The sequence below is a fragment of the Marinobacter sp. VGCF2001 genome (genome assembly GCF_049943275.1).
In the GTDB taxonomy this organism is placed as follows: Bacteria; Pseudomonadota; Gammaproteobacteria; order Pseudomonadales; family Oleiphilaceae; genus Marinobacter.
This window is the reverse complement of sequence record NZ_JBNFVX010000008.1, coordinates 1-25,469: the sequence shown is the minus strand read 5'-3', so window position 1 is coordinate 25,469 and position 25,469 is coordinate 1. Positions and strand designations below refer to the sequence as shown.

At 57.8% G+C, this 25,469-nt stretch carries 29 protein-coding genes; 12 read left to right on the top strand and 17 right to left on the bottom strand.

The genetic code is table 11. The features are described 5' to 3' along the window. Positions 1-5: 5 nt before the first annotated feature. Complete coding sequence (gene fabA / locus ACP2AU_RS09690) at positions 6-515, bottom strand: bifunctional 3-hydroxydecanoyl-ACP dehydratase/trans-2-decenoyl-ACP isomerase (protein ID WP_426375924.1); 510 nt, start codon at positions 513-515, stop codon at positions 6-8. A 201-nt stretch (positions 516-716) separates the two neighbouring features. On the opposite strand from fabA, the gene ACP2AU_RS09685 reads away from it, so the two are divergent. Further along, on the top strand, positions 717-1,232 hold the full coding sequence (locus ACP2AU_RS09685) for an SRPBCC family protein (protein ID WP_426375923.1): 516 nt from the start codon (positions 717-719) through the stop codon (positions 1,230-1,232). A gap of 5 nt (positions 1,233-1,237) precedes the next feature. Here the strand turns inward: ACP2AU_RS09685 and ACP2AU_RS09680 are convergent, their stop codons facing one another. Beyond that, a complete protein-coding gene (locus ACP2AU_RS09680; RefSeq protein WP_426375922.1) occupies positions 1,238-2,422 on the bottom strand; it encodes an NnrS family protein in 1,185 nt (394 codons plus the stop codon). A gap of 123 nt (positions 2,423-2,545) precedes the next feature. Between ACP2AU_RS09680 and ACP2AU_RS09675 the strand changes: the two genes are divergently transcribed. Beyond that, positions 2,546-2,917 (top strand): SirB2 family protein, encoded by a 372-nt coding sequence (locus ACP2AU_RS09675; RefSeq protein ID WP_426375921.1) that lies wholly within the window; start codon positions 2,546-2,548, stop codon positions 2,915-2,917. A gap of 1 nt (position 2,918) precedes the next feature. On the opposite strand, the gene ACP2AU_RS09670 is transcribed toward ACP2AU_RS09675, so the two are convergent. Then, positions 2,919-3,740 carry an ion transporter gene (locus tag ACP2AU_RS09670; RefSeq protein WP_426375920.1) on the bottom strand — a complete coding sequence of 274 codons (822 nt, stop codon included), beginning with the start codon at positions 3,738-3,740 and terminating at the stop codon, positions 2,919-2,921. Between the two features lie 84 nt (positions 3,741-3,824). After that, positions 3,825-5,183, bottom strand: coding sequence for an MFS transporter (locus ACP2AU_RS09665; RefSeq protein ID WP_426375919.1), 1,359 nt, complete (start codon positions 5,181-5,183; stop codon positions 3,825-3,827). A gap of 271 nt (positions 5,184-5,454) precedes the next feature. Here ACP2AU_RS09665 and ACP2AU_RS09660 point away from each other — a divergent pair, with 271 nt between their 5' ends. The 3 genes from ACP2AU_RS09660 (at position 5,455) to ACP2AU_RS09650 (ending at position 8,196) form a co-directional block, all read left to right on the top strand. Continuing rightward, positions 5,455-5,916 (top strand): universal stress protein, encoded by a 462-nt coding sequence (locus tag ACP2AU_RS09660; protein ID WP_426375918.1) that lies wholly within the window; start codon positions 5,455-5,457, stop codon positions 5,914-5,916. Positions 5,917-5,962: 46 nt separating this feature from the next. Further along, positions 5,963-7,468: an MFS transporter gene (locus ACP2AU_RS09655; protein ID WP_426375917.1), complete on the top strand. Its 1,506-nt coding sequence runs from the start codon at positions 5,963-5,965 to the stop codon at positions 7,466-7,468. Between the two features lie 101 nt (positions 7,469-7,569). Further along, positions 7,570-8,196 (top strand): ankyrin repeat domain-containing protein, encoded by a 627-nt coding sequence (locus ACP2AU_RS09650; protein ID WP_426375916.1) that lies wholly within the window; start codon positions 7,570-7,572, stop codon positions 8,194-8,196. Between the two features lie 82 nt (positions 8,197-8,278). Here ACP2AU_RS09650 and ACP2AU_RS09645 read toward each other — a convergent pair whose 3' ends face one another. The 3 genes from ACP2AU_RS09645 to ACP2AU_RS09635 all read right to left on the bottom strand — a co-directional run bounded on the left by ACP2AU_RS09645 (position 8,279) and on the right by ACP2AU_RS09635 (position 11,281). Then, positions 8,279-9,871: an antiporter gene (locus ACP2AU_RS09645; RefSeq protein ID WP_426375915.1), complete on the bottom strand. Its 1,593-nt coding sequence runs from the start codon at positions 9,869-9,871 to the stop codon at positions 8,279-8,281. Positions 9,872-9,961: 90 nt separating this feature from the next. Further along, positions 9,962-10,129 (bottom strand): hypothetical protein, encoded by a 168-nt coding sequence (locus ACP2AU_RS09640; protein WP_426375914.1) that lies wholly within the window; start codon positions 10,127-10,129, stop codon positions 9,962-9,964. Continuing rightward, positions 10,130-11,281: an NnrS family protein gene (locus ACP2AU_RS09635; protein ID WP_426375913.1), complete on the bottom strand. Its 1,152-nt coding sequence runs from the start codon at positions 11,279-11,281 to the stop codon at positions 10,130-10,132. A 115-nt stretch (positions 11,282-11,396) separates the two neighbouring features. Between ACP2AU_RS09635 and ACP2AU_RS09630 the strand changes: the two genes are divergently transcribed. Next, positions 11,397-11,954: a YIP1 family protein gene (locus ACP2AU_RS09630; RefSeq protein WP_426375912.1), complete on the top strand. Its 558-nt coding sequence runs from the start codon at positions 11,397-11,399 to the stop codon at positions 11,952-11,954. Here the strand turns inward: ACP2AU_RS09630 and trhA are convergent. Further along, positions 11,951-12,610 (bottom strand): PAQR family membrane homeostasis protein TrhA, encoded by a 660-nt coding sequence (gene trhA / locus ACP2AU_RS09625; RefSeq protein ID WP_426375911.1) that lies wholly within the window; start codon positions 12,608-12,610, stop codon positions 11,951-11,953. The two genes, ACP2AU_RS09630 and trhA, sit on opposite strands and share 4 nt — an antisense overlap. Before the next feature lie 209 nt (positions 12,611-12,819). On the opposite strand from trhA, the gene wrbA reads away from it, so the two are divergent. Then, positions 12,820-13,419, top strand: coding sequence for an NAD(P)H:quinone oxidoreductase (gene wrbA, locus ACP2AU_RS09620; protein ID WP_426375910.1), 600 nt, complete (start codon positions 12,820-12,822; stop codon positions 13,417-13,419). Between the two features lie 55 nt (positions 13,420-13,474). Here wrbA and ACP2AU_RS09615 read toward each other — a convergent pair whose 3' ends face one another. The 9 genes from ACP2AU_RS09615 to ACP2AU_RS09575 all read right to left on the bottom strand — a co-directional run bounded on the left by ACP2AU_RS09615 (position 13,475) and on the right by ACP2AU_RS09575 (position 21,769). Next, a complete protein-coding gene (locus ACP2AU_RS09615; RefSeq protein WP_426375909.1) occupies positions 13,475-14,188 on the bottom strand; it encodes a Crp/Fnr family transcriptional regulator in 714 nt (237 codons plus the stop codon). A gap of 102 nt (positions 14,189-14,290) precedes the next feature. After that, a complete protein-coding gene (locus tag ACP2AU_RS09610) occupies positions 14,291-15,805 on the bottom strand; it encodes a cytochrome D1 domain-containing protein (RefSeq protein ID WP_426375908.1) in 1,515 nt (504 codons plus the stop codon). A 36-nt stretch (positions 15,806-15,841) separates the two neighbouring features. After that, entirely contained in the window at positions 15,842-16,705 is an 864-nt protein-coding gene (gene cobA, locus ACP2AU_RS09605; protein WP_426375907.1) for a uroporphyrinogen-III C-methyltransferase, read from the bottom strand. 11 nt (positions 16,706-16,716) lie between these two features. After that, positions 16,717-17,916: a heme d1 biosynthesis radical SAM protein NirJ gene (gene nirJ / locus ACP2AU_RS09600; RefSeq protein ID WP_426375906.1), complete on the bottom strand. Its 1,200-nt coding sequence runs from the start codon at positions 17,914-17,916 to the stop codon at positions 16,717-16,719. 133 nt (positions 17,917-18,049) lie between these two features. Beyond that, on the bottom strand, positions 18,050-18,568 hold the full coding sequence (locus ACP2AU_RS09595) for an Lrp/AsnC family transcriptional regulator (RefSeq protein WP_426375905.1): 519 nt from the start codon (positions 18,566-18,568) through the stop codon (positions 18,050-18,052). Then, entirely contained in the window at positions 18,543-19,034 is a 492-nt protein-coding gene (locus tag ACP2AU_RS09590) for an Lrp/AsnC family transcriptional regulator (protein ID WP_426375904.1), read from the bottom strand. Before ACP2AU_RS09590 ends, ACP2AU_RS09595 begins: the two co-directional genes overlap by 26 nt. After that, entirely contained in the window at positions 19,018-19,551 is a 534-nt protein-coding gene (locus ACP2AU_RS09585) for an AsnC family protein (RefSeq protein WP_426375903.1), read from the bottom strand. Before ACP2AU_RS09585 ends, ACP2AU_RS09590 begins: the two co-directional genes overlap by 17 nt. Beyond that, positions 19,548-20,012: an AsnC family transcriptional regulator gene (locus ACP2AU_RS09580; protein ID WP_426375902.1), complete on the bottom strand. Its 465-nt coding sequence runs from the start codon at positions 20,010-20,012 to the stop codon at positions 19,548-19,550. The genes ACP2AU_RS09585 and ACP2AU_RS09580 overlap by 4 nt, the downstream gene beginning before the upstream one ends. Positions 20,013-20,041: 29 nt before the next feature. Then, the gene (locus ACP2AU_RS09575) at positions 20,042-21,769 is read right to left on the bottom strand and encodes a cytochrome D1 domain-containing protein (protein ID WP_426375901.1); all 1,728 of its coding nucleotides are present in this window, start codon (positions 21,767-21,769) and stop codon (positions 20,042-20,044) included. 271 nt (positions 21,770-22,040) lie between these two features. Here ACP2AU_RS09575 and ACP2AU_RS09570 point away from each other — a divergent pair, with 271 nt between their 5' ends. Genes ACP2AU_RS09570 through ACP2AU_RS09550 form a run of 5 tightly spaced genes read left to right on the top strand, consistent with a single transcriptional unit; the run spans position 22,041 to position 25,446 of the window. Continuing rightward, entirely contained in the window at positions 22,041-22,358 is a 318-nt protein-coding gene (locus ACP2AU_RS09570; RefSeq protein ID WP_426375900.1) for a c-type cytochrome, read from the top strand. A gap of 16 nt (positions 22,359-22,374) precedes the next feature. Beyond that, a complete protein-coding gene (locus tag ACP2AU_RS09565) occupies positions 22,375-23,577 on the top strand; it encodes a cytochrome D1 domain-containing protein (RefSeq protein WP_426375899.1) in 1,203 nt (400 codons plus the stop codon). Between the two features lies 1 nt (position 23,578). Continuing rightward, positions 23,579-24,304, top strand: a complete 726-nt coding sequence (locus tag ACP2AU_RS09560; protein ID WP_426375898.1) for a PhnD/SsuA/transferrin family substrate-binding protein — start codon at positions 23,579-23,581, stop codon at positions 24,302-24,304. Positions 24,305-24,317: 13 nt separating this feature from the next. Then, positions 24,318-25,100 carry a CbbQ/NirQ/NorQ/GpvN family protein gene (locus tag ACP2AU_RS09555; RefSeq protein ID WP_426375897.1) on the top strand — a complete coding sequence of 261 codons (783 nt, stop codon included), beginning with the start codon at positions 24,318-24,320 and terminating at the stop codon, positions 25,098-25,100. Next, entirely contained in the window at positions 25,072-25,446 is a 375-nt protein-coding gene (locus tag ACP2AU_RS09550) for a hypothetical protein (protein WP_426375896.1), read from the top strand. Before ACP2AU_RS09555 ends, ACP2AU_RS09550 begins: the two co-directional genes overlap by 29 nt. Positions 25,447-25,469: the final 23 nt, after the last annotated feature.

Below are 25,469 nucleotides of genomic sequence, written 5' to 3'. Positions count from 1 at the left end.
AGCTCCTAAAAGTCATCAGTCGATGTGAACAGGCCAACCCGCAGATCTTTGGCGGTGTAGATTTCCCGGCCGTCCACTTCCATACGGGCATCTGCGATGGCCATGGTCAGTTTGCGGCGAATCAACCGCTTGATATCCAGGTAGTAGGTCACTTTTTTGTTGTCCGGCAACACCTGGCCGAAAAACTTTACTTCCCCGGCGCCCAGGGCCCGGCCTTTACCGTCGCCACCGCTCCAGGCCAGGAAGAAACCGACCAGTTGCCACATGGCATCCAGGCCCAGGCAACCCGGCATAACCGGGTCGTCCTGGAAATGTACCTTGAAGAACCAGAGGTCCGGGTTGATGTCCAGTTCGGCAACCAGGCTGCCTTTGCCGTATACGCCGTCATCGGCCCCGATGTGGGTGATGCGGTCGACCATCAGCATTTCGTCGATGGGCAGGCGCATGGCACCGGGAAACAACTCGCCATGGCCGCAGCGAATCAGGTCTTCTTTGTCGAAGTGGTCAGGATACATATTGCCCGTGTCTCTGTTGCAAAATTATAGTTGTTACTTTAGCGCCTGTTGCGAGAACAGCTATTGACCTTTAGTGGATATTTGCCGGGAGAAAGTTCCCGGAAACCCGCAGTTTGTGCCGTTTGACGGTCATCAAGGCGGGCCCTGGCGGGGCCTGATACTTTCGTCGAATCTGTGCATGACGCCATCAAGGGAGGACCTATGAGCGCGGAAGAGAGCGTTATTGGCGGTCGGGTAAAACTGGAGAATAACCGGGTGACCGTTCGTCTGGAGCGAGTGTTCGACCACTCGCCCGACACCGTCTGGGATATGCTGACGGAATCCGCTTTGCTGGCTCGCTGGCTGGCGCCGGGCACGGTGGATGCACGCGAAGGAGGCCGGGTGCAACTGGATTTCGGCAACAGTGGAATGCCGGTTGACAGCAATGTCACCGCTTGCCGGCCGGGTAAGTTACTGCGCTATTCCTGGAGCTCTGGAGACTGCCCCGAGCGGCCATTAACCTGGGCGCTGTCTCGGGAGGGCTCTTCAACGCGGCTGTGCCTGTCCCTGGAGCTTCCCGATGATGAATTGGTGCCCATCGCCTGTGCCGGCTGGGATGCCCATCTGGAAATGCTGGGAGCGGCGCTGGAAGGTATCAGTATTCATTTCCCGGCGGACCGCTTCCGGGCGGCCCGCGCTCACTTTGAGCAACTTGTGAGAGAACAGATAGCGGCCTGAGCCGCTTATCCTTCCTGCCCGTCTGCCCGGGGGCTGGCCAGAATGCCTGCGTAGCGCACCAGGAAAAGCCCGTAAGCCAGAATCCAGAGAAGGGTGCTGGTGCCAATCCCGGGGTGCCAGGGGATCAGATTAAAGGCGGTTAGCACCCGAATCACAGCTGCCAGCTGAATGGCAACAAAGGCCAACACCATTCCTTTCGGTAAAACCAGGGGCCTGCCGGTGTGACCCAGGGATACCCGGGCAATAACACCCAGTATCAGACAACCGACGGCGCCAGTTCCGGCGGCATGGCTCCAGGCGTTGGTTGGCCAACCGGCAACCAGAGAACCTGCCAGCAGAATCAGGGCTACGGGAACCCAGAGAATGGAGAGGTGCAGAACCCACAGCAGCGGGTCCTTGCGCACCAGCCAGCCTTTCCAGTTATACAGCCGGACCAGCATCAGGGCCGCCGCAACCACCGCGATAACCGCGGTGAAGGTCTGCCAGCCGGTGACCAGAGAGGCCATCAGCAGAATCATGGAAAACAGCGCGGCCATATCCAGTGCCGGAATCATTCTGACGGCTCCGGCATCGCCACCGTGCTGGCGCAGCCAGCCGGCTGAGAAGGCCGGTGTGATCCGCCCCCCGATGATGCTGATCAATGCCATGGCCATGATCAAAGCCCCATAGCTGAAGGCCATGTCCAGGCGGGTAACAAATCCGACCTGCATCAGCCACAGCAGGCCAAGTACCACAAGAATCATCAGTTGTCGTTTTTGCTGGGCCTTCCAGACGCGCCATCCGGCGTCGACCATGACCAGGGGCAGGAATGCCAGGTTGACGCCTTGTACCAGCCACTCGGGCAGGTTGCCGCCAAAGGCCAGCAACAGGCGCCCGGCCAGCCACACCCCCCAAAGACCGACAAGCAGCGCCCCGTGCAGCCGGGTGGTTTTGGTCCAGACACAGACTGCGGTAAGCAGAAAGCCTGCAATGGCCGCAGACAGAAAGCCGAACAGCATTTCGTGCTGGTGCCAGAAAAGCGCAGGCAAAGCCAGTGGCAGCTGAGCCACGCCGGTAACTTCCAGCACCCAGAGCGGGATGGCGACAATGGCCAATACGGTCATGGACAGGAAGAATATTCGGAAGGGGTAGGAAAAAAGCTGGCTCAGGCTGGCAGACGCCTTTTCAGAGGAAGTGGGTATGGCCTGCATAGATGTCTCCGAAATACATATATTTCGAGTATATGTTAAACCTACAGGCCTGTATTAACCATACCTGCTTGGGGGTAGTTTGCGTACAATGTCGGCAAACCATTTGTTAACAAAGGAACTTACATGACCTCATACATGATCTTGAAGCACCTGCACATGACCACCGCCTACCTCACCATCACGTTGTTCGCCCTGCGGCTGCTGCTGGATGCTGTGGGGCGGCCGGGCTGGCGCCAGACACCGCTGCGGTTTATTCCCCACATCAACGACACCGTGCTGCTGGTTTCTGCAATCTCGTTATTGTTCGTGGCCGGTTATGCCTCGGCGATGCCTGGCTGGCTGACGGCCAAAATCGTCTTGCTTATCGGCTATATCGTGGCCGGGGTCTTTGCGCTGAAGGCCACCGTTAACAAGCCTGTGCGGATTGCCGCTGCGGTTCTTGCGCTGGTGCAGGTGACAGCCATTTTCCATCTGGCGTTGGCCAAACCGTTCTGATCTAGCGTTTCTCACCGATCTGCTTCGTCAGTTCCTGCAGCTGTTCCTGAACAGCCCGGAGCTGGCGGGCAATTTCATCCCGTTCGTCATGGGCTTTCTGGGCCTCCCTGGCATTCTGTTCTTCGCCCATGACTTCCAGAATGGCGCCGATCATCATGTTCAGGAACACAAACGCAGTCAGGAAGATAAACGTCAGGTAGTACAGCCAGCTCAGTGGGTAATCCTCCATGGTGGCGTACATCACATCCGTCCAGTCCTCAAAGGTGGCCACCCGGAACAGGGTGAGCATGGCGATGGCCACATCGCCCCACAGTTCTTCGTCCACGCTTGCGAAAAATAGCGAACCCATGGCGGCGTAGATATAGAAAATGATGAACATCAGCAGCGCGATGTAGCCCATGCGCGGAATGGCTTTGAGCAACGAGTTGATCAGAAAACGCAGCTCGGGCACCACCGACACCAGTCGCAACACCCGGAATACCCTCAGCAGGCGCCCAAGCAGCACCGCCTCGGAATTGTCCAGAGGAATGAGACTGCCGATAACGACGATGGTGTCGAACAGGTTCCAGCCGTCCATCAGAAAGCGTCGTTTCAACGGGCTGGCGGCAAACCGGAACAGGATCTCTACCAGAAAGAACAGGGTGATGGCGTGGTCCATTACCGACAGGCTCTGCTCCACCAACGGCGGTAGGTCGTAGGTTTTTGCGCCGATGGTCAGGGCGGACAGAATGATGATGGTGATAACGACCGTCTGGAATACCTTGCTCGATTCAATGCGCTTGAGCTGGGCAAAACGGCTGGCGGGATTCATGTCCATGGACATCGCAACGGCTCCGGAAGAGTAGAAACGCGGCAATTCTAAAGCCCCGGAGCCGGGGCATAAAGCACGAACCCGGGTTTGACGTGTTTATCTGCGCGGAGGGGTGTCGGGTACGGGTGCTTTCGCCGCTGGCTGATGGCTTAATGGATAGAACATCTGCGGAGTTGCCAGTTCCGGCAGGTCGGTTTGCTCGGCCTGCGCTGCCCACTCCACGCGCTCCGCCTTACGGATGGCATAGTGCATCCAGGCCAGGGCCACTGCGACAATGGCAAACATCAGCATGAAGCAGCTTTGCCAGATGCCGGTAAGGTCGTTCAGCACACCGAAGGTGAGTGGCAGGATGAAACCTCCGATGCCGCCAATCATGCCGACCACACCGCCCACGGCGCCGACATGCATCGGATAATACACCGGAATGTGTTTATAAACGGCAGCCTTACCCAGCGACATGAAAAAACCGAGAATGAAGGTGAGCACCACAAACATTGGCAGGCCCATGGCCAGGGTGAAGCGGATATCGGCTTCAATGCCGTGAACCACATACTGGGTCGGCGGATAACTGAGCAGAAAGGTGCAGATTAATGAGGCGATAAACGTCCAGTACATCACTCTCCGGGCGCCGTAACGATCGGACAGCCAGCCACCCAGGATTCGGAACAGGGATGCGGGGATGGTATAGAGTGCGGCGATCATGCCGGCGGTTTTGATGTCCAGGCTATAAACCCCGATCAGGTAGTGGGGTAGCCACAGCGCAAGAGCCACAAAGGCGCCGAACACGAAAAAGTAGTAAATGGCAAAGCGCCAGACCCTCAGTTCCCGGAGCGGTGCCATCTGTTCAGTAAAGGATTTTTGCGCGGTGTTCCGGCGTTGTTCGGCCAGGGGATCGGTTTTTGCCAGCAACAGGAAGGCAACGCCCGTGATCGCCAGCACCATGGCGTAGATTTGCGCGGTTTTTTCCCAGCCAAAGGCTATCAGCAGAAACGGAGCGCCGAAATTGGTGACCGCAGAGCCAACGTTGCCGGCCCCGAAAATACCCAGTGCCGTGCCCTGTTTTGCCGGCTCAAACCAGGCCGCGGTATAGGCCACCCCGACAATGAAGGCGCCGCCGGCCAACCCCACCCCGAGGGCCCCCACCAGCATCATGGCGTAGGTAGTGGCGTAGGTGAGCAGGTATACGCAGCCCGCCGTGGTCAGCATCAGGATGCCGAACACCCAGCGCCCGCCATATCGGTCAGTCCAGATCCCCAGGAACAAGCGGCTTATGGAGCCGGTAAGAATGGGGGTGGCCATCAGAAGCCCCAACTGCGTGTCGGACAGCGCCAGCTCTTCACTGATGCGAATGCCGATGATGGAGAAGATGGTCCAGACGGCAAAGCACAGGGTGAAAGCAAAGGTGGAAAGACCCAGGGCCCGGTATTGCTCAGTCCTGGCGGAGGCGCTTGTCATGATCTCTCCTGGCAGTGAAAGCTACCGTTAAACCATATCAAAAATACGGTTTTTCAGGCGTGTGCATTGGAGGTACCTCTACATAGGTGGGCAGGAGGTAGATTAATGGTCGCTAACGTGAGAGTGGGGATATTCGCTGGCTTTCTCTGGTGGGGTACATGGAATCATGCTTGATGAAAATCAATTATGGCGGCTGAGGGCTATGGGGTAATGCTTGCCAATAGCAACATTACGACCTCCTTTGCGAGGTCTGCCATTCCTGGAGAACCCCATGAACATCATGATTGCCTACGACGGTTCCCGAAACGCGAGGTTGGCGCTGGCGCAAACCATCACAATGTTTCGACGGCTGGAGCCAAAAATCATCCTTGTTGCGGTAGCAGAAAACCCTCGAGACATTACGTCCGGTAACGAAGACCTCTTTCAGGAGGAGGTGAGCGAGCTGAAGCAGCATCTGAAAGAGGCGCTGGACGTCTGCGAAAGCGAGCAAGTGCGTGCCGAGAGCCTGATGCTTGAAGGCGACGCGCGCAAAAGCCTGTTGTTTGCCGCTGAGAAGAAAGTCCGGCCCGATATGCTGGTCATTGCGCGGCACAGTCACGAGCCCGATGGTGGCTTTATTGCCCGCTCCCTGACCTATTTTGTCGACGAACTGGATTACATGACCTTCGGAAGCGTCAGCTCGTTCCTGGCGCGCCGAATCCAGTGCCCGCTTCTTATTCTGCCCAGCCGCTGATGGCCGGGATTGCCTGTTTACATTGTGATAGCCCCGGGAGGCTGACATGAAAGTCGCTGACGTATTCCGCGTCCGCAATCCTGAAATCAGGGCCTTGCACCTGACCTGGATTGCTTTCTTTATTACCTTTTACGTTTGGTTCAACATGGCGCCGTTGGCGTCGAGTATGCTCAAGAGCGTGGACTGGCTCACCAAAGACGACCTGCGCCTGTTCGCCATCTGCAACGTGGCGCTCACGATACCTGCCCGGATCATTGTGGGCATGGCGCTGGACCGGTTCGGTCCGCGCCGGGTGTTCTCTGTGTTGATGGTACTGATGTCGATCCCGGCGCTGGTGTTTGCGTTCGGTGACACCATGGCCCAACTGCTGGTCAGCCGCCTGGTGCTCAGCTCCATTGGCGCCAGCTTTGTGGTGGGTATCCACATGACGGCCATGTGGTTTAAGCCCAAGGACATTGGGTTCGCAGAAGGCTTCTATGCCGGTTGGGGCAATTTCGGTTCTGCCGCAGCCGCCATGTCGCTGCCGACCATCGCTATTACCATGTACGGCGGTGAAGATGGCTGGCGCTGGGCTATTGCCCAGAGTGCCATCGTGATGGCCGCGTACGGCATCTATTACTGGTTCGCCATTACCGATGGCCCTGTTGGTACAGTTCATCGCAAGCCTCGTAAAGCGGTTGCTCTGGAGGTCAGTACCTGGGGTGACATGGTCAAACTGATCCTCTGGACGATACCGCTGGTGGGTGTGTTGTCCATTCTGGTCTGGCGAATCCAGAACATGGGCTACCTGACGGCAACCGGCGCGGCTATTTGTTATGCGGTGATCTTTGCCATTGTTTGCTACCAGATTGTCCAGATTCTCCGGGTGAATGTACCCATTTTGAAAAAGGGGGTGCCAGAGGACGACAAGTACCCGTTCAACAGCGTCGCAGCCCTCAACAGCACTTACTTTGCTAACTTTGGCGCCGAGCTGGCGGTTGTCTCCATGCTGCCGATGTTCTTTGAGGAAACCTGGAGCCTGAGTGCCACGGCGGCGGGCCTGATTGCGGCTTCCTTCGCCTTTGTAAACCTGATGGCGCGCCCCATGGGTGGCCTGGTATCCGACCGCATGGGTAATCGCCGGTTCGTGATGCTCAGCTATATGTTCGGAATTTCCGTGGGCTTTGCCCTGATGGGCTTGCTGGATTCCAACTGGCCGCTGATTGTGGCGGTGGCAATCACGGTGTTCACCTCATTCTTTGTGCAGGGAGCAGAGGGCGCCACCTTCGGTATCATTCCATCTATCAAGCGCCGGTTGACCGGCCAGATTTCCGGCATGGCCGGGGCCTACGGCAATGTGGGTGCGGTGGTCTATCTCACCATCTTCACCTTCGTCACCCCGACCCAGTTCTTCTTCATTATCGCGGCAGGTGCTTTTGTCAGCTGGGTGCTGTGCATCATGTGGCTGAAGGAACCCGAAAGCGGTTTCTCCGAGGAATACCATGTGTCTTCTGTAGATCGCCAGATTGAAGAAGAGGAGCGCCAGCGGCTGGCTGGCCAGACTGCACCCTGAAACCTTTCCTCTACAATGGAGGATGCGACAACCCGCCGCGGAGCAATCCCGGCGGGTTTTTTATATGCTCTGCAGCGACACGGGGCAACAGGAGATAGGTCATGGAGTTCTGGGAACGCTGGTCCGGGATGCTGGGGGCGGTGCTGGCGCTGGCCCTGTTACTGGGGCTCTGGATGTTTTTGGGCGAAGGTGAAAACCTGGAAGCCCGCGACAGCCGGGGTAGAACGCCGCTCATTGTTGCCGCAGAGCAGGGTGAGACTGAGCGCGTTGCAGAGCTGGTTGAGCAGGGTGCCCATGTTGATGCCGGTGATGACTGCAACTGGACAGCCATGATGAGAGCCGCCTCACGAGGCCACGCCGAGACGCTTGCCTTCCTGCTCGATCATGGCGCTGAGATTAACCACACCGACAAAACCGGCTACACCGCTCTGATGGGCGCAGTGATTGCCAATCGGCCCGACGCCGTGCGCCTGCTGCTGGCCAGAGGTGCCAATCCCGACATCCAGGAATACGAGAACGGGCAGACTGCGTTAATGATGGCGGTGCGCAACCGGAACCCGGAACTGGTTAGCTTGCTGCTCTCTGCCGGGGCAGATCCGGAGCTGGTTAATAAAGCGGGCAAGAGCGCCAGGGATCTGGCGCTGACGGCAAGTGCCGGGGAGAGAGCGCCCATGCCGCAGATACTTGAAGCTTTGGGCTGTGAGCCAGGAGCGGCAGAAGAGTACTGATACCAGGCGTTTCCCTGCCGACATAAAAAAGCCGGCCCTTGCTGGGCCGGCGAGCAGAGGTCTAACGCTTGGATTCTTGCCGTTACGGATTCTTGATGTAGGCGTTCTTGCGCAGGTAAAACCACCAGTTAACCACCAGGCATACTGCATAGAACACCGCAAACCCGTACATGGCAACTTCCGGTGTGCCAGCCTGGATTTCCTGCCCCATCACACGGGGGGCGATGAACGCACCATATGCAGCAATGGCAGAGGTCCAGCCAAGCACCGGGCCTTTCTGCTGCTGGTTAAAGATGAAACCAATGCTGCGGAAGGTGGAGCCGTTGCCAATGCCGCTGGCGGCAAACATCACAATGAACAGGATCAGGAACAGGGCGAAGTAGCTGTTCGGGTCGGTAGAGTTGTAGGCCAGCATCATCACGTAGCCGGTGGCCACAGAGGCGACGACCATCACTACCGAGATGATCTGGGTAACGATGGAGCCGCCCATTTTGTCGGAAATCCAGCCCCCTACCGGGCGAATCAGGGCGCCGACGAAGGGGCCCATCCAGGCCCAGGTGAGAGCGCTGGGAGCATCGGGGTTGACCACACGAGTCATGGTGCCATCGGCGCCCACTTCCATCATGTTGCCGAAGATAACGCTGATGGACAGGGGCAGGGCGGCGGAAAACCCGATGAAAGAGCCGAACGTCAGTATGTAAAGCACGGTCATGGACCAGGTGTGCTTGTTGCTGAAGATGGCAAACTGGTTCCTGATGTTGGGCTTGATATCGCCGGGGATGAGCCGAAGCAGTACGACCGTCAGCACGATGGTGATCGGCAGGGCCAGCCACATATTCATCACCGACAGCGCCCAGACACCGGCAATGGACGTAAGCACCCCCACAGCGTAAAGGCCCAGTATCTTGCCGAAGGCGGATAGCGGGCTGCCCGGGTTCGGGGTAACCACTTTCAGATTATTCATACCGAACCAGCCGGCAAAGGCCAGCGGAATCAGAAAAACCAGCCAGATGAAACCAGCGTTCTGGATCCAGGTGTCGGTACCTGCCTCAATGCGACCGATCAGGGTACCGCTCGGGCTTTGCAGCTGCATGGGGTCGCCGGCCAGTGCGCCAAATACACCAACGGTCATCACCAGCGGAATCAGTATCTGCATGGTGGTCACGCCGAAGTTGCCCAGCCCGGCGTTCATGCCCAGCCCGTAACCCTGTTTGCTCTTCGGATAGAACGCACTGATGTTGCTCATGGAGCAGGCGAAGTTGCCCCCACCAATACCGGACAGCAGAGCCAGTGCTTGGAACACGATGAACGGGGTATCCGGGTTCATGAGCGCTACGCCGGTACCGAACGCCGGGATCATCAGCAATGCGGTGGTCAGAAAAACGGTATTACGGCCACCGGCAATTTTGATCATGAACGAGGCCGGAATACGCAGGGTTGCGCCCGACAAGCCGGCAATCGCCGTCAGCGTGAATAACTGTTCAACAGTGAAAGGAAAGCCCAGATTTTTCATCTGTGTAGTGATCATTCCCCACATCAGCCAGATGGCGAAGCCCATCAACAGGCTGGGGATGGAGATCCATAGGTTGCGGGAGGCGGCTTTCTTGCCCTCCCGTTCCCAGAACTCTTCGTTCTCGACATCCCAGTGTTCAATGTCGGCGTTGGTTTTTGCCATGGTCAAGCTCCTCGTATGCGCTCAGTCCTATGCCACCGGGTTCAGTGGCTTGCAGGGCGTTGGCGACATTTTGCAAACGAGAGTGGCGGTTTAATGCTGATAAATATCAAGGAAGCTTTGCTGCCAGCTGTTCTCGCCAGCCGGGTCGTTTTTCGCTGCCGGATCGCTTATATAAAAGCCATTAAAAACAGTTGGTTGCGGTGGTGGTATGCCGTAAGGAGTAACGAGATTTTCAGTTGGCGCAGTGGAGGTAGCCAATCATTTCCGGGCGTGGGCACGGGAAGTCAGAGGCTTTGTGGAGCGCGGGTAAAGGGCCAGCAACTGGCCGGTGACACACGCAAAGGTCAGCGCCCAGCAGCTTGCCGAAAACCACAACAGAGCCGGCTGCGTGAAAGGCATATTCCCGGCCAGATAACGGCTGATGCTGGCACCGGCGATCAGAATAGCGATGACGACGACCTGCCATGCCGGGGGGAAGGTCCGGCGGGCTCTTTGCCAGGCCAGGCGCAGCATCACGCTGCAGGAAAGCGTACCGAGCGCACCAACAACAATGAGATGTAATGCGGGCAATATCGGCTGGCCTGTCAGTAGGTGCACACCGGTAAGCGCCGAACCGCCGGCCAGCCATAAATAGCCCAGGGCCAGTACCAGCAGGTCGGGCCGGTTCGCGCAATGCCACAGTTTCCAGCGGACAACCCGAATCCCCACCAGCACGCTGGCCGCGGTAAGTAACAGGCCGGCCAATGGTTCGGTCGCGCGGAACAGCATTAAGACTACTGCTATAGACAGCAGTAACAACAGGGTCCCTTCAATGCGCGGTTGCACCCTGGCGCTGAGTGGAATGCCCCGTTTTTCCAGAGTGCCCGCCACTGCCGGTGCAATAATCCGTCCGCCCATGAAAGTCATCAACAAGAGCAGGCCCAGGATGGTGGTTTGCAGCAGGCGACGGGGGGCGGGCAGTGGCAGGCCGGCCGTTGTCAGGGAATAGATCAGGGCCATGAGGCAGAGTACGAGAATGAGTGGGCCGGCTATTTTATTGCGCCATTTTTTAGCAGCCTGAAATCGCGGAACCACATGCCAGGCCAGCAACAAGGCGAAAGCCGGGCTGAGTAACTGCGCGACCAGCGTGTCTGGCGCCAGCAACCAGCTGAACCTGGCCCCGGCCCAGAGTATGAGCAGGGGAGCGAGTATACGCCAGGGTTGCGGGCCCAGGGTATACCCGGCCACCAGCGCCAGTGCAAAACCAAAAATCAGCTCATGACCATGCCCGGCGCCGATCAGCCCGGGTGGCCAGCCGGCTCCGGAAAGCACCGCCAGAATGGATAGGGGAACGACCAGGGCTGCCCAGAATGATGCTGCGGGGAAAAACAGCCAGAAACTGTGGATGGGTTTGTGACGCCTGGTGGTCATTCTGTGCTTCCTGGCGGGTGAGACTTGTTCAAGATCATCTGCTGTCCTTGAACCTCTTCTGTGGCTCCACTAAAAGTGAGATTAAGAAAGCATGATACAGGGGGAGACCATGACAATGACACAGCTTCTTAGCCTGCCGTTTTCGGCCAATGGCGTTTGGCGTGAACTCAAAGGGATGAACCTGTCCATTCCGTTTCTGGCCTGGGTTATTGTGGTGCCCATGTCATTTCTGCCGCCGGTGCTGTTGTACTACGCCGGAACCCATTACGGTGACAGTTTTATCAGTGGGTTTGCTGACAAAGAATGGCGCTTTATCACCACGATTCTGTTTCTGGCCGAGCTTTTGACCTTTTTCGTGATGGGATGGTTGATCAAAGCGGTGCTCGATGGCCATAACCAGCAGGTGAGTTATCAGAGCGCCTATTTGCTCGCGGCCATTGCACCGCTGCCGCTCTGGTTATCATCACTTGCATTACTGGTTCCGGTTCTGGCCGCCAGTGTATTGGCGGTAATGGCAGGGATGTTCCTGTCTTGCGCGCTGATCTACCAGGGCGTTCGTGCCTTGTGCCAGCGCTCACAGAACGATGTGCTGGCCATGTCGGCCACCTACACGGTGATGGCCGCCTCGCTGCTGGCCTGGGGAGTTTTGATGGCGATGGTGTGGGCGTTTTAGACGCTGTGGGGTAATACACCAAAATAGATCGCGCTGAAGTGGCAGGCACTGCCACCGATAACAAACAGGTGCCACACCGCGTGCATATAAGGAATGCGATCGGCCAGGTAAAACGCAACACCGGCGGTGTAGACAATGCCGCCAGCAATGGTCAGTTGCAGGGCGGTTTCACTGAGGCTGGCTACCAGGTCGGAGGAGGCGAAGGTGATCAGCCAGCCCATGGCAACGTAGATGCCGACCCGTGCCAGCTTGAAGCGGTTTTTGAAAATGACTTTCAGCACCACGCCCGTCAGCGCCAGAGACCAGATGATGGCAAACAGAGTCCAGCCCGTGGTGCCGCGCATATTGACCAGCAGAAACGGCGTGTAGGTGCCGGCGATCAACAGGAATATGGCGCAGTGGTCCAGGGTCTTGAACGCGGTTTTCAATCGGGGGTGGCGGGCTCCGTGATAAAGCGCAGACGCCATATACAGCAGAATCAGTGACCCACCGAATACGCTGAAGCTGACAATCTTCCAGATATCGCCTGATTGGCTGGCACCTGCGATCAGGGCGATGGTTCCCAACACACTGAGCAGTGCCCCGATGCCATGGGTGGCGCTGTTGATCCACTCTTCTATGCTGTAATGAACGGACGTTGCCTGGCTGTGAGTCATGGTGTTGGTTCGTACCTTATCGGGAAATGGCAATTTCAATGGAAGTATAGGGTATTTCAGCGTACACGTGTACGCAAATTTTGCTGCTTGAACATTGTGTGATCTTGTTCAGAAAAACTGAAAGACCCGAAGGAAATCTTCCGTTTTTGTCTTTTATCCGAAGCCGTTAGCCTTTGAATCAGCAAATGCAAACACAGGAGATTGTTGCAATGGCAAAAGTTCTTGTTCTTTACTACTCCATGTACGGGCACATCGAGACCATGGCCAATACCGTGGCTGAGGGTGCGCGCAGTGTTGAAGGGGCGGACGTTGTGGTCAAGCGTGTTCCGGAAACCATGGCCGACGAAGCGTTCCTGAGTGCCGGTGGCAAGGCTGACCAGGGTGCGCCGGTGGCGGACCCGAAAGAACTGGCCGACTACGACGCCGTTATTTTCGGCACACCGACACGCTTCGGTAATATGGCAGGCCAGATGCGCACCTTCCTCGACCAGACCGGCGGGCTGTGGGCCGAGGGTAAACTGCACGGTAAAGTCGGTAGCGTCTTTACCTCCACGGGTACGGGGGGCGGCCAGGAACAAACCATTACCTCGTTCTGGACCACGCTGGCCCATCACGGGATGGTGCTGGTGCCCCTGGGGTATGGGATTCCGGAATTTTTCGATATTTCAGAGGTGAACGGCGGCACGCCATACGGTGCTTCCACCATTGCCGGTGGCGATGGTAGCCGGCAGCCTAGTGAGAAAGAACTGGCTATCGCCCGTTTCCAGGGCAAGCACGTGGCTGAACTGACGGTAAAACTGCACCGGTGAGCGCCGCAGTAAGTTAACTCGGGTATTGGCGGCGGACAAAGTTCCGCCGCTTTTTTTATGGGGTTTTGCTCTGGTTGGTGAAGGCTGTTTTCAGGCGGGAAAACGTGGCCGGCACCACGCCCAGCCAGGAGGCCAGCTGATTATCCGGTACCCGCTTGACCAACTCCGGATATTCATCCAGAAGCAGCTGGTAACGTTCTCTGGCAGACATGGTCTGTTTGCGAAACTCGCGCATACTGGTGAGCTCGGCAATTTCTTCCGTGAGCACCAGAGCAAACTTGTGCCATTGGCCATCGCCATAACTCTGGATGACTGAGCGGAATGCCGCAAAGTCGGCGACCCAGACCGTGGCGGGTAAGACGCTGGTCAGGCAAAGGGTGTTGCGAACGGTGCGACTGCGACCAAAGACGGGCCAGATCAGATCGCCTTCGGTAAAGAAGTGATGAATTGCAACCTTGCCCGCAGAAGACTCCCGGAACAGACGAAGAACCCCGTACTGAACCAGATAAACATGGCGCCATGGCCGATCGTGCTTTTCCAGCGGGGTTTCCGGGTCTACGCGCTGTTGCTGGAACAAGCTGGCCAGATGGCTGAGAAATCTGGCCTCGGGGTTGTCTCGCTGTTCGTTGAGGCAGATTCCGAACGCATGGCTCAGGCCATTCAGCAGTGCGACTTCCGCTGGTGCTGATTTATATTGAATCAACTCGTCGTTGTCGTCACCCAAAAGGCACGGCGCTGAGGCCACTGGTGGCCTGAAACTGCTGATCATATCTTGACCCCGACTGCATTTGCGTAGGTCAAGTATCCTACCATCAAGGCCACATTCAAAATGACTTAAATCATTAAGGATATTTGGGTGAATCGATAAGCGTCAATGGCTGGTGCCCTCTTCATAATTGATTTTATTCCAGACATTGTACTTACCGGACGGTTTTTTCATCGGAATGCGCTTTTCTTCCTCGAGCGTGTCGGCGTCGTAGACGATCACGGCACCATTGTCGTCCCAGATGCTTAGCAGCAGCTTCTCGCCATGGCGATCGAATTCGACATGAGCCGCCACTTTGCCGGGTTCCGGCTGCAGCGTCTTGACGATTTCCAGGGTCTGCTTGTCGATGATGTGAACCTTGTCGGCATTGGGGCCAAAGAACACGTCTGCCCAGGCGTAGCGGGAGTTTTCGTGGCTGCGCATAAAGAAACCGGGGCCTTCGGTTTCCAGGGTCTTGATCACTTGCCAGGTGTCCATGTCGATAATGGAAATGGCACCGGCGCGGAAGTGCGGGGTCGCCATCACCCGGCGGCCCTGGTATTCCCAGGTAATGCCGGAGCCCAGGTGGGGCATTCCAGGCAGTGGCAGTTCGGCAACGGTTTTTCCGGTATCAAGATTGATAACGACGCCGTGCTTGCCGTCCCGTGCGGCACCAATCAGATGCTGGTACTCGGGGTCGAAAAAAAAGTCATCCAGCAGGGTGTCGGAGGTCATGCGGCGGATGTTCGCTTCACGATTTTCTACGGTGATTTCCCAGGCTTCGGGAATGTCCTTCAGCGCCGCGATAAAGCTGCCTCTCGGTGGGGCTGCATACACCGCACTCACCCGTGAGCTTTCACCCTGGTCGTTCTGCACCGGAATGAAGTCGAGCAGCTCCAGGTTGGCGGCATCGAACAACACCAGCGTGTGGGGCAGGTAGTTGGCGGCCATCACGTATTGGCCGTCGGCAGATACCGCAATGTTGCGCATATTGATGCCGGCCCGCACTTCCGCTACCACTTTCAGGTTGTAGATGTCGTACTTGGTGATCCACCCGTCCCGGGAGCCGAAATACACGTAGCGGCCATCCGGGCTGTATTTGGGGCCACCGTGCAGCGCAAAGCGGCTGGGGAACCGGTGAATCGGTTCCATGGTGTCGCCGTTCAGCAGTGTGACGTGATGATCACCAATTTCCACCACCAGAAACAGGTTCATCAGGTCGGCGTCGAACACCGGCTCATCGGGCAGTGAGCCCTGTGCATGGCTGACGTCGCGGCTGTTGCGGATTTCGGCTTTGCCCCATTTAAGCTCGTGACTGGGGGGCTGGTAGATAAATTTGGTAAGGGCACTGATTTGCTGATCGTTCAGAATCTTGTCGTAGCCCCCCATCTGGGTGGCCGGGCGCCCCTCGCGAATGACGGTTTCCGCCTGGCTTTGCTTCAGCCGGCCGAGATTCTCCGGCAGCAGCGCCGGGCCCATACCGCCCAGTCGATCAGGGCCATGACACGCCGCGCACTGCTGTAAATAGAGGGTTTCGGTATCCGCTTCAGCAGCGGGGACGGCCAGCAGGGGAGTGGCTATCAGTCCAATGGCCAGCGACAGGGCTCTGGCCAGGTTACGGCGGGGTTGGTTGGCATTCACCAGTACTGCTCCCGGTTGCTCAGAAAGGGTTCGATATCAGGCAGGTCTGCGGCTGGCGGTTGCCGCGGCAGGACCTGTCAGGGCGCTGTTCCAGCCTGCCAGAACGGGCTGGGCAAGCTTCTCGGCTAATTGCACCACCTCGCCCACAATAATCAGCGTTGGGGGCTGGAAGTCTTCCCGTTCGATAGTATCCACCAGGTCTTTCAGTGTGGTCACCGTCATGTGTTGCAGGGGCGTAGTACCACGTTCAACCAGGGCAACCGGACAGCTTTCAGACAAACCGTGGGCGGTTAGCTCGCGGACAATGGTGGGTGCGTTGTGCAGGCCCATATAGAATACGCGGGTTTGCCCCGGCGCAGCCAGTACCGGCCAGTTCAGTTCGAGCGTCTGGTCGCCTTTTCGGTGGCCGGTCACAAAGGTCACACTCTGTGAATAGTCCCGATGGGTCAGCGGAATGCCGCAATAGGAGGCGCATCCGGCGGCCGACGTAATGCCCGGTACCACCTGGAAATCAATGTCGTTGTCCACCAGAAATTCGGCCTCTTCGCCTCCTCGGCCGAAAATATAGGGATCGCCGCCTTTCAGCCGCACCACCCGGCGCTGGCGGGTTGCCAGCTGCACCAGCAGTTCGTTGGTGTCTTCCTGGGGAACATAATGGCACCCGCTGGCCTTGCCTACATGAATTCGTTCGGCGCGGGGATTTACCAGTTCCATGATCTGCGGCGACACCAGACGATCGTAGACAATGGCGTCGGCTTGCTGAATCAGCATCAGCGCTCTCAACGTGAGCAATCCGGGATCTCCCGGGCCGGCGCCGACAATGGCAACTTCTCCTGCCCGAAGGGGTTGTTCCGCTAACTGGAACTCCACCAGGCACTTCTTACGGGGATTTGTGGTCATGGCGGAGTTCCTTACAGGTTGTGAACCGGAATTTCGATCACCGGAGCGGCGACTCGACGGGCCGTTGTGTCCATCACTCCGATTTCCTCGTTGGTGAGGTAGCAGCCGGGGTCTTCTTCCCAGAAGTCGCCAGACACGTTGTAGGCCCGGACACGGGTATTGCCGTTGCAGATGCTCAGATACTTGCAGTCGGCGCAGCGGCCCTTGACCGGGCGCGGATGCTGGCGAAAACCCTGCATCAGGGGGTCGGTGGTTTCAGACCAGATTTTGGAAAACGGCGTTTCCCGTACGCTGCCCAGATTGTGGTCCCACCAGAAGGTGTCCGGATGCACCACGCCCAGATTATCAATGTTGGAGATGTTCACGCCGGACGAGTTGCCACCCCAGTTGGTCAGGCGCTGGGTAAGGGCGTCCACCTGGTCCGGATAATGCTCCTTGGCCCATTCGATCAGGAAGGGGCCGTCGGCATCGTTGTTGCCGGTAACGTATTCCCGTTCGATGCCACGCTGGAGTTCGTCGTGGCAATGGTTGAACAGCAGGGTCATGGCCTCACGGGTCATGTCGTACCAGGCATCCCGCTTCTTGTTGCGACCGCCCCGGCCAGAGTAATTCAGGTGCGAGAGGTAGAATTTGTCGATCTGGTGCTCGTCCAGCATCTCCAGCATTGCGGGCAATTCCGGGTAGTTGTCCTGGGTCAGGGTGAAGCGCAGGCCCACCTTGATACCGGCCTGTTTACACAGGGCCACCGCGTGCATGGATTCCTTGAAAGCACCTTTTTTCTGGCGGAATTCATCATGGGTGGCTTCCAGGCCGTCGATGCTGATGCCCACGTAGTCGTAGCCCACTTCAGCGATCTTGTCGATGTTGTCTTCGGTGATCAGGGTGCCATTGGTAGACAGGCCAACGTAGAAGCCCATGGCCTTGGCCCTGTGGGAAATATCGAAGATGTCAGGGCGCATCAGCGGTTCGCCGCCGGAGAGAATCAGTACCGGAACCCCGAAGGCCTTGAGATCGTCCATCACTTTGTACACTTCCTGGGTGCTCAGTTCGCCCTTGAAGTCGATATCGGCGGAGATGGAATAGCAGTGCTTACAGGTGAGATTGCAGCGGCGGATCAGGTTCCAGATCACCACCGGGCCGCTGGGCTTGGGTGCCGGGCGTACCGGTGCCGGGTTCATCAGGCTCTTGATGTAGCGGGTCATACGAAACATAAATTCTCTCTCTCATCGGGAGTGGCATTCCAGCCTCTCCGGGTGGGCCTTTACCGGCTCTCTACCCTTCCAACTATCCCCCTGCCGGTGCTTTGTATCCATACCTTTAATGGAGTACTTCAGGGGGTACGTGCTACTGCTTATCTGCTTGTTTTCTCAATCGTAATCCGGTTTTTTTCAGAATCGCGGAACTGTACAGGATGGTGTGCCCGGAGCAGGCGTCGCCCAGCAGATCGCGAATCTGCCCGGCTTTGTGTTCAACTTCGTCTTTGCTGGTGCCATGAACCATGGCAAAGAGGTTGTAGCTCCAGTAGGGCAGATGCCGCGGCCTTTGATAGCAATGGCTGACAAAGGGCAGGCCGCCGACCTTCTCGCCCAGCGTGGCGATGGCATCGTCGCGAACGTCCCAGACGGTCATGCCATTGAAGCGATAGCCCAAACGGTAATGATCCGGTACGGCCGCGACCCGGCGAATCACACCGCTTTGTTGCATTTGCTGGAACCGGGCCAGCACTTCCCCGGCGGGCATATTCAGTTGTTGGCCCAGTTCTGCCCAGGGGTCCGGTACCAGGGGTAAACCGGACTGGGTGGCAACGATCAGTGCCCGGTCCTGTTCGCTCAGAGACTCAGACTTCAAAGTGGAGGTGGACATGGAACTCCTGCTCCTTGGGCATATTGTAAACCGGATAGCCGGTGAGGGACTCAATCCGCCTGATGGTGTCGGCAATGCCGCCGGGAGTTTCCGTCGCCAGGACAAACCACATATTCAGTTCGTGCTCGCGGCGATAGTTATGGGCCACTTCGGGAAAGCTGTTGACCTGTTCGGTTACCCGAACAAAGTCCTCCTCGGGAATCCGCATGGCGGCGAGCGTCAGGCCTCCGCCCATTTCACCGGCATGGAACATTGGGCCGAACCGGGTCAGGGTGCCGTTGTCGAGCAGGGTTTTCAGGTGTTGCAACAGGGTGTTTTCAGACACTCCCAGCTCATCGGCAACATCCTTGTAGGGAGACCGGGTCAGCGGTAAACCATACTGAAGGCGGTTGATGATGGCGCGCTCCAGCGCCGTAAACTCGGGTAGTGGCACCCCGGATTCCTTGCGTTCAGCAATTGCTGACATAGCGGCCTCCGCGCTGCAGGTAGGCTTTGTTGCTAAAAAGTACGGCGTGCGGAATGTCCTGCAGACCATGATCCTTGATCATCGAATCCAGTTGCCCGAGCACACGGTTCCGGTCTACACCGTGAATCATGCAAAACAGATTGTAAGGCCAGTCTGGCCGCCGCCGGGGCCGCTGATAACACAGGGTCACGAACGGCACCGAGGCCAGGGTTCTGCCCAGGTGCGATACCTGCTCATCGGGCACATCCCAGACCACCATAGCGTTGGCCCGGTAACCCAGGGTCCGGTGTTTGACCACCAGCCCCAGGCGCTTGATCAGGCCTTGCTCCTGCCATTGGGTGATGGCATCCATGACTTGTCTCTCAGTGAGCCCGGTGCGCTCGGCCAGAGCCTGGTAAGGGCGCGGGGTCAGTGGCAGGCCATTCTCAAGTTGTTCTCGCAACCTTAGCAACCCCCAGGCACTGATGGCCTGTGGGTTCATGAATAATTCGGGGTTTGGGCTGCCGGGGAGGTTCATGACAATGCCTCCCAGTCGATGTCGAAGCCCAGGTCGATGTGATAGCCCTCGACCATCGGGAGTCTCAGCATGGGTAGCTTCAACTGATGTTCCAGTTCGTCCAGTCGCTCATCCAGTGTGTCTTCATCCGGAGCGGTCATTACGAACCAGAGGTTGTAGGTGTGCTCCCGCGCGTAATTGTGATTGACGCCGGGCGCTTTATTAATCCGGGCTGCCACCATGTCCATTTGTTCGGAAGGGGCAGCCACGGCAGCCAGCAGGCTTGCGCCTGCCTGGCTGTGTTCAAATACCGGGCCGACCCGGCTGAGTACCTGATGCTCCTGAAGTGCAGCCAGCCGGTTGATCACTTCGTCCTCGGAAATGCCCAGGTTGCTGGCCATTTCCTGATAAGGGCGCTCACATACCGGCAGATTGCGCTGGTAGTGGTTGATCAACTGCTTGTCTACCGTGTCCAGTCTCATCAGGCTATCTCCTCCGGGCCGGGGCCGGATCAGTACACGTCGTGCTGGGTGTTGTAAGTGTTGAACTTACCGGTCGGGGTGACCATGTAGTCGCCCTTGATCACCTTCTTCAGCTCCCGTGTCTTATCGTCGACCACAACAATGGCAGAGTTCTTGTCCTGAGCATTCCAGACTGAGAACCAGACTTCGTCGCCTGCCTTGTTGTATTCCGGTTGAACCACACGCTTGGGACCCTCACCCAGGTCTGCCCACTCGGCAATCGGCAGCACTTCGTAGCCGGCATCAAAGTTGTTGATGTCGAATACCGCTACGCTCTGGCTGACGGCTTCCGCCGGGTTGAGGGCCGTGTCAACGTACAGGTTGGTAGACTCCGGATGGGTCTTCACGAACAGTGAACCACCACCCTGGCCGTCCACGGTGCGAACCACCTTCCAGGCTTTATCCGGGTGATTTTCGGGGTCGGTACCGATCATCTGGATGGTCTGATCACCCAGGTGAGAGGTTGCCCAGACAGGACCATGCTCGGGGTCAACAAAGTTGGCGCCACGACCCGGGTGCGGAATCTTGCCCACATCAACAATCGCCTCCAGGTTACGATCCTGCGCATCCACAACCGCAATCTTGTTGGAGTTGTTGGCCGCTGTCAGGAAGTAACGCATGCTGGCATCCCAGCCGCCATCGTGCAGGAATTTTGCTGCATCAATGGAGGTGATGTTCATGTTATCCATGTCTTCGTAGTTCACCAGCATGATCTTGCCGGTTTCTTTCACGTTGACGATGAATTCCGGGTGGGCGTGGGACGCGACAATGGCGGCTACCCGTGGCTCAGGATGATATTCCTGGTCGCCTACGGTCATGCCCCGGGTGCTCACAATCTTCTTGGGCTCCAGGGTATCGCCGTCCATGATCACGAACTGCGGTGGCCAGTAGGTGCCGGCAATGGCGAGCTTGTCTTCCCAACCCTTGTACTTGGAGGTTTCGACAGAGCGTGCTTCCATGCCGACTTTGATCTTGGCGACGGTTTGCGGCTCTTCCATCCACAGGTCAATCATGTTGATCAGGGCGTCACGACCGATAACCATCACGTAGCGGCCGGAGGCAGACATCCGGGAGATGTGTACCGCGTAGCCGGTATCGATGATCTTCACGACTTCCTTGGAATCACCGTCGATCAGGGCGATCTGGCCCGCATCACGCAGGGTGACGCTGAAGATGTTTTCCAGGTCCAGGTCGTTCATTTGCTTGGTCGGCCGGTCTTCCGGCGGAACGATCACTTCCCAGGTATCCTTCATATCAGCCAGGCTGAATTCGGGAGGCATGGGTGGCTCGTGCATGATGTACTTGGCCATCAGCTCTACGGTTTCTTCGTCGAAGTCACCGGAGGTCAGCCAGTTCGGCATACCCGCCGGTGAGCCGTAGCTGATAAAGGCCTTCAGGTAGTCGATACCGCGCTCCTGGGTGATATCCGGAGTCAGCGGCTTGCCGGTAGCGCCTTTGCGCAGTACACCGTGACAGCCCGCGCAACGCTCGAAATAGATCTGCTTGGCTTTTTCGAATTCGGCATCGGTCAGGTCCGGCGCGCCCGGGGAACGCACAACTTTCGCGGAGCCGGCGTCTACGGTACTGGGGGTGCCCTCGTAGGCCATGGTGGCTTCGTCGACGTTTTTTTTCGGGGCGGCCTGGGCAGACATCACGCCAAGAGACGTAATGGCCACGGCCAGGGCCAGTGGTTTGATCATCATCTGGGTTACTCTCATCAGGGTCTCTCCTTGGGGTTCAAGAGTATGCCTAGGGTTCTCTTGTTATCACTTATGAACCTTGATTAATGTCACAAATATACGACTTTTCAAGAGAGTACCTCGCAGGTGGTAGAGGGGTTACAACCAAAGATCACTGGATACCCGCAACAAAATTAATCAATATCAATGCCAAGAAACAGTCGGGATCGCAGCATGGCTGTGGTCCTTCAGGAGAACGCTGATGAAATGGTCAATGCCGGGATGTTGCAGGTACCTGGGAGTGGTCGCTATGTTTCTGTCGTTATCGGCGGGCGTTCAAGCCGGGGCGCCGGAAACCAGGGAGGAATTGGCTAACTTCGTCATTCAGGATTGTGGTTCCTGCCACGGGTTGAAGCTGAAAGGCGGTCTTGGCCCGCCGCTCCGCCCCGAAGACATCCAGTTACTGCCGGAAGCCGCTGTGGCTGCCATTATCCGGGACGGCGTTCCGGGTACCGCCATGCCCCCCTGGAAAGCGCTGCTGAATGAACAGGAAATTGCCTGGATCAGCCGTCAGTTGAAATCGGGGGCACTGCTCGCCCCGGACTCTGAAACATCTCGAACCCGATAAGCTTCAAGGACCCGTGATGAAACGCCTTTTTGCGCCTTTGGTAGTTAGTGTTTTTACCACCGTTATAACCGGTTGCCAGTCGCTGTCTGCAACGGACTCTGTGGAACTCCGGGGGACCGGCGATCTGGGCCTGATCATCGAAAGGGCGACCGGGTCGGTGCTGGTGGTTGACCACTCAGACCATGAAATACTCGGTCGCGTTGAGGGGTTGGGTGACTTGTCACACGCTTCGGTCGTCTATTCCCGCGATGCCCGCTACGGCTATGTCTTCGGGCGCGATGGAGGATTGACCAAAGTCGACCTGCTAACCCGGGCAGTGACTGACCGGGTGATCCAGTCCGGTAACAGTATCGGGGGTGCCATTTCCCAGGACGGCCGTTACGTTGCGGTGTCGAACTATGAGCCTGGCGGGGTCAATATTTTCGACAGCGAAACCCTGGATACAGTGGCGGAAATCCCCGCTTTCTACACCAATGACCAGCAGCAACAGGGCCAGTCCAAAACGGTGGGCCTGGTCGATGCCCCGGGAAACCAGTTTGTGTTCAGTCTGTTCGAGGCGGGTGAGATCTGGACCGTCGATATGCATAACACGCCGCCGAGCGTCAGCCGCTACGATGCCGGAAAAGAACCTTACGATGCCCTGGTCACACCCGACGGTCGTTATTACATTGCCGGCCTGTTCGGTGAGGACGGCCTGTCGATGATGGACTTGTGGGAGCCCGGCCAGGGCGCTCAGACCATTCTGCCGGATTACGGCAAGGGCGAGCAGCGCCTGCCGGTTTACAAGATGCCTCATCTGGAGGGCTGGGCCATCGCTGATGGCCACGCTTTCGTGCCGGCAGTCGGTCGGCATGAAGTGCTGGTGGCCGATATGGAAGACTGGAGCATGGTGCAGCGCATTCCTGTGCAGGGCCAGCCGGTATTTGTCATGGCCAGCCCGGACAACCGGCAGATATGGGTCAGCTTCGCCCATCCTCTGAACGACGTGGTGCAGGTGATCGATTCCCGGACCCGGGAAATTATCCGCACTCTGGAGCCGGGCAAGTCTGTGCTGCATATGGAGTTTACCCCCAGAGGGGAGGAGGTGTGGGTGTCCTCCCGGGACAGCAACCGGGTGACGGTTTACAACACCCGCACCCTGGAAAAAGTGGCGACGCTGCCGGCACAGAAGCCGTCTGGCATCTTTTTCACCAACCGTGCGCACCAGTTGGGCCTGTGACATGAGGCCGGCTGCTGGCGCTTTGGTGCTGGCACTTCTCCCGGGTTCTGTGTTTGCCGGCCAGGTGCCCGAGGTGCCTCGTCTCGAGGTAATGACCGAGGCGCGTTCAACCACCGTCGCCAGTTACCGGCTCCAGCGCTACCTGCAGGCTCGGGGCTGTGAAGCTGAACTGGTCTTCAACCAGGCCGGCGACAGTGAGTTGGTGTACCGGCCCGAGGGTGCAGGCCACCGGCGGTTGCTTGATGCCGTAAGTGCCGCCGGCCAACACCCCGTTCCGGTGTGGGTCACCCGCAAGACTGCCGGTGTGCGCTCGTTGCAGGCGCTTGAGGGGCGAGACGTATCAATAGTCGCCGGAAGCGACCCGGTATCCGGACAGCTCGCGTTACAAGCTCTGGCTGGCGCTGGCGTGGTTCCGGAGCAGGGCCAGCGCTACGTGGCTGGTGATTTCAGTTCGGCTCTGGGCTTGTTGCTGCATAACAATACCCATGCGGCGGTGTCGGAACTTGGCCTGGTCGGGCCGTTTCTGGGGCCCCAGGGACTAACCATTACCTGGCAGGGAGAGCCGGTATCCGGTGCAGGCTGGTATGCCCGCGACGCGAACCCGGGCCCGGCAATTCAGCCGTGTTTCGAGGCGCTGCTGACGTTGAAGCGCAGTGACGACCGCCAGATTTTCAATCTTTTTCCGGAATGGGTGCACGGCTTTGCCACACCCGATTCCCAGCCTTAAAAGGACGCTGTTTATGACCTTCTACCAACCCGCCGGCAACGAAGTCGAACTGTTCACGGCCGCTGCTGAAAACGGTCTGCCGGTACTGATTAAAGGCCCCACGGGCTGCGGTAAAACCCGCTTTGTCCGTTATATGGCTGAAAAACTGGGGCGGCCCGTGTATACGGTGGCCTGCCATGATGATTTGACCGCATCGGATCTGGTGGGGCGGCACTTGATCGGCCCCGAGGGCACATACTGGCAGGACGGTCCGCTGACCCGGGCGGTTCGTGAAGGTGGCATCTGCTACCTTGATGAAGTGGTGGAAGCGCGCAAAGACACGACCGTTGTGTTGCACCCTCTGGCGGATGATCGCCGGGAGCTACCTATTGAACGCACCGGTGAGTTGTTGCAGGCTGCACCGGGCTTTATGCTGGTGGTGTCTTACAATCCGGGCTACCAGAGTTTGCTGAAGGGCATGAAGCCCAGTACCCGGCAGCGGTTTGTGTCCATGAGCTTCGATTACCCGACGCCGGACGTGGAGCAGACCATCGTTCAGGAAGAGTCCGGCTGCGATGCCGACCTGGCGAAGCAGCTGGTGGGGCTGGCAACGTCTTTGCGCAAGCTGAAAGACCACGATCTGGAAGAAGCAGCGTCTACCCGCTTGCTGATTCACACTGCATACCTGATAGCCTCCGGTATGCCCCACATCGAGGCCTGCCGGGCCGGGATGATCGAGCCGCTATCGGATGATGCGGTGACTGTTAATGCACTGATGGAGGTGGTGTATGCCGTATTCGGGCAGTCCGAAGAGTGAATCTCCCGGGGCGATTGCCCCGGTTATCTGGTATTTGCTGAACCTGCTGGCGTTGCCGGTGATCGGTTTCGTTGTGTTGCTGGCTATAGCCATGAAATCCGCTGATGCGCACGCGTTGCGGCGGGCCCATAGCAAGGCGGCGGTTTATATGTCGATACTGGGTGCGGTGTTGATCAGTTCAGGGGTTGGCGTTTGCTGGCTCATCTACGGCAACACTGGTTTGTTCTGGACTTATGCCATTGTCTGGGCTGTCGTGCTGCACACGTCGTTCGTACTCTGGGGGATGATTGCTCTGGCGCAAGCGATTGGTAACAAGCCGCCTACTTTTCCCAGGGCGTTGCTGTAACCACCGAGGTCAGGGCGCCGTGG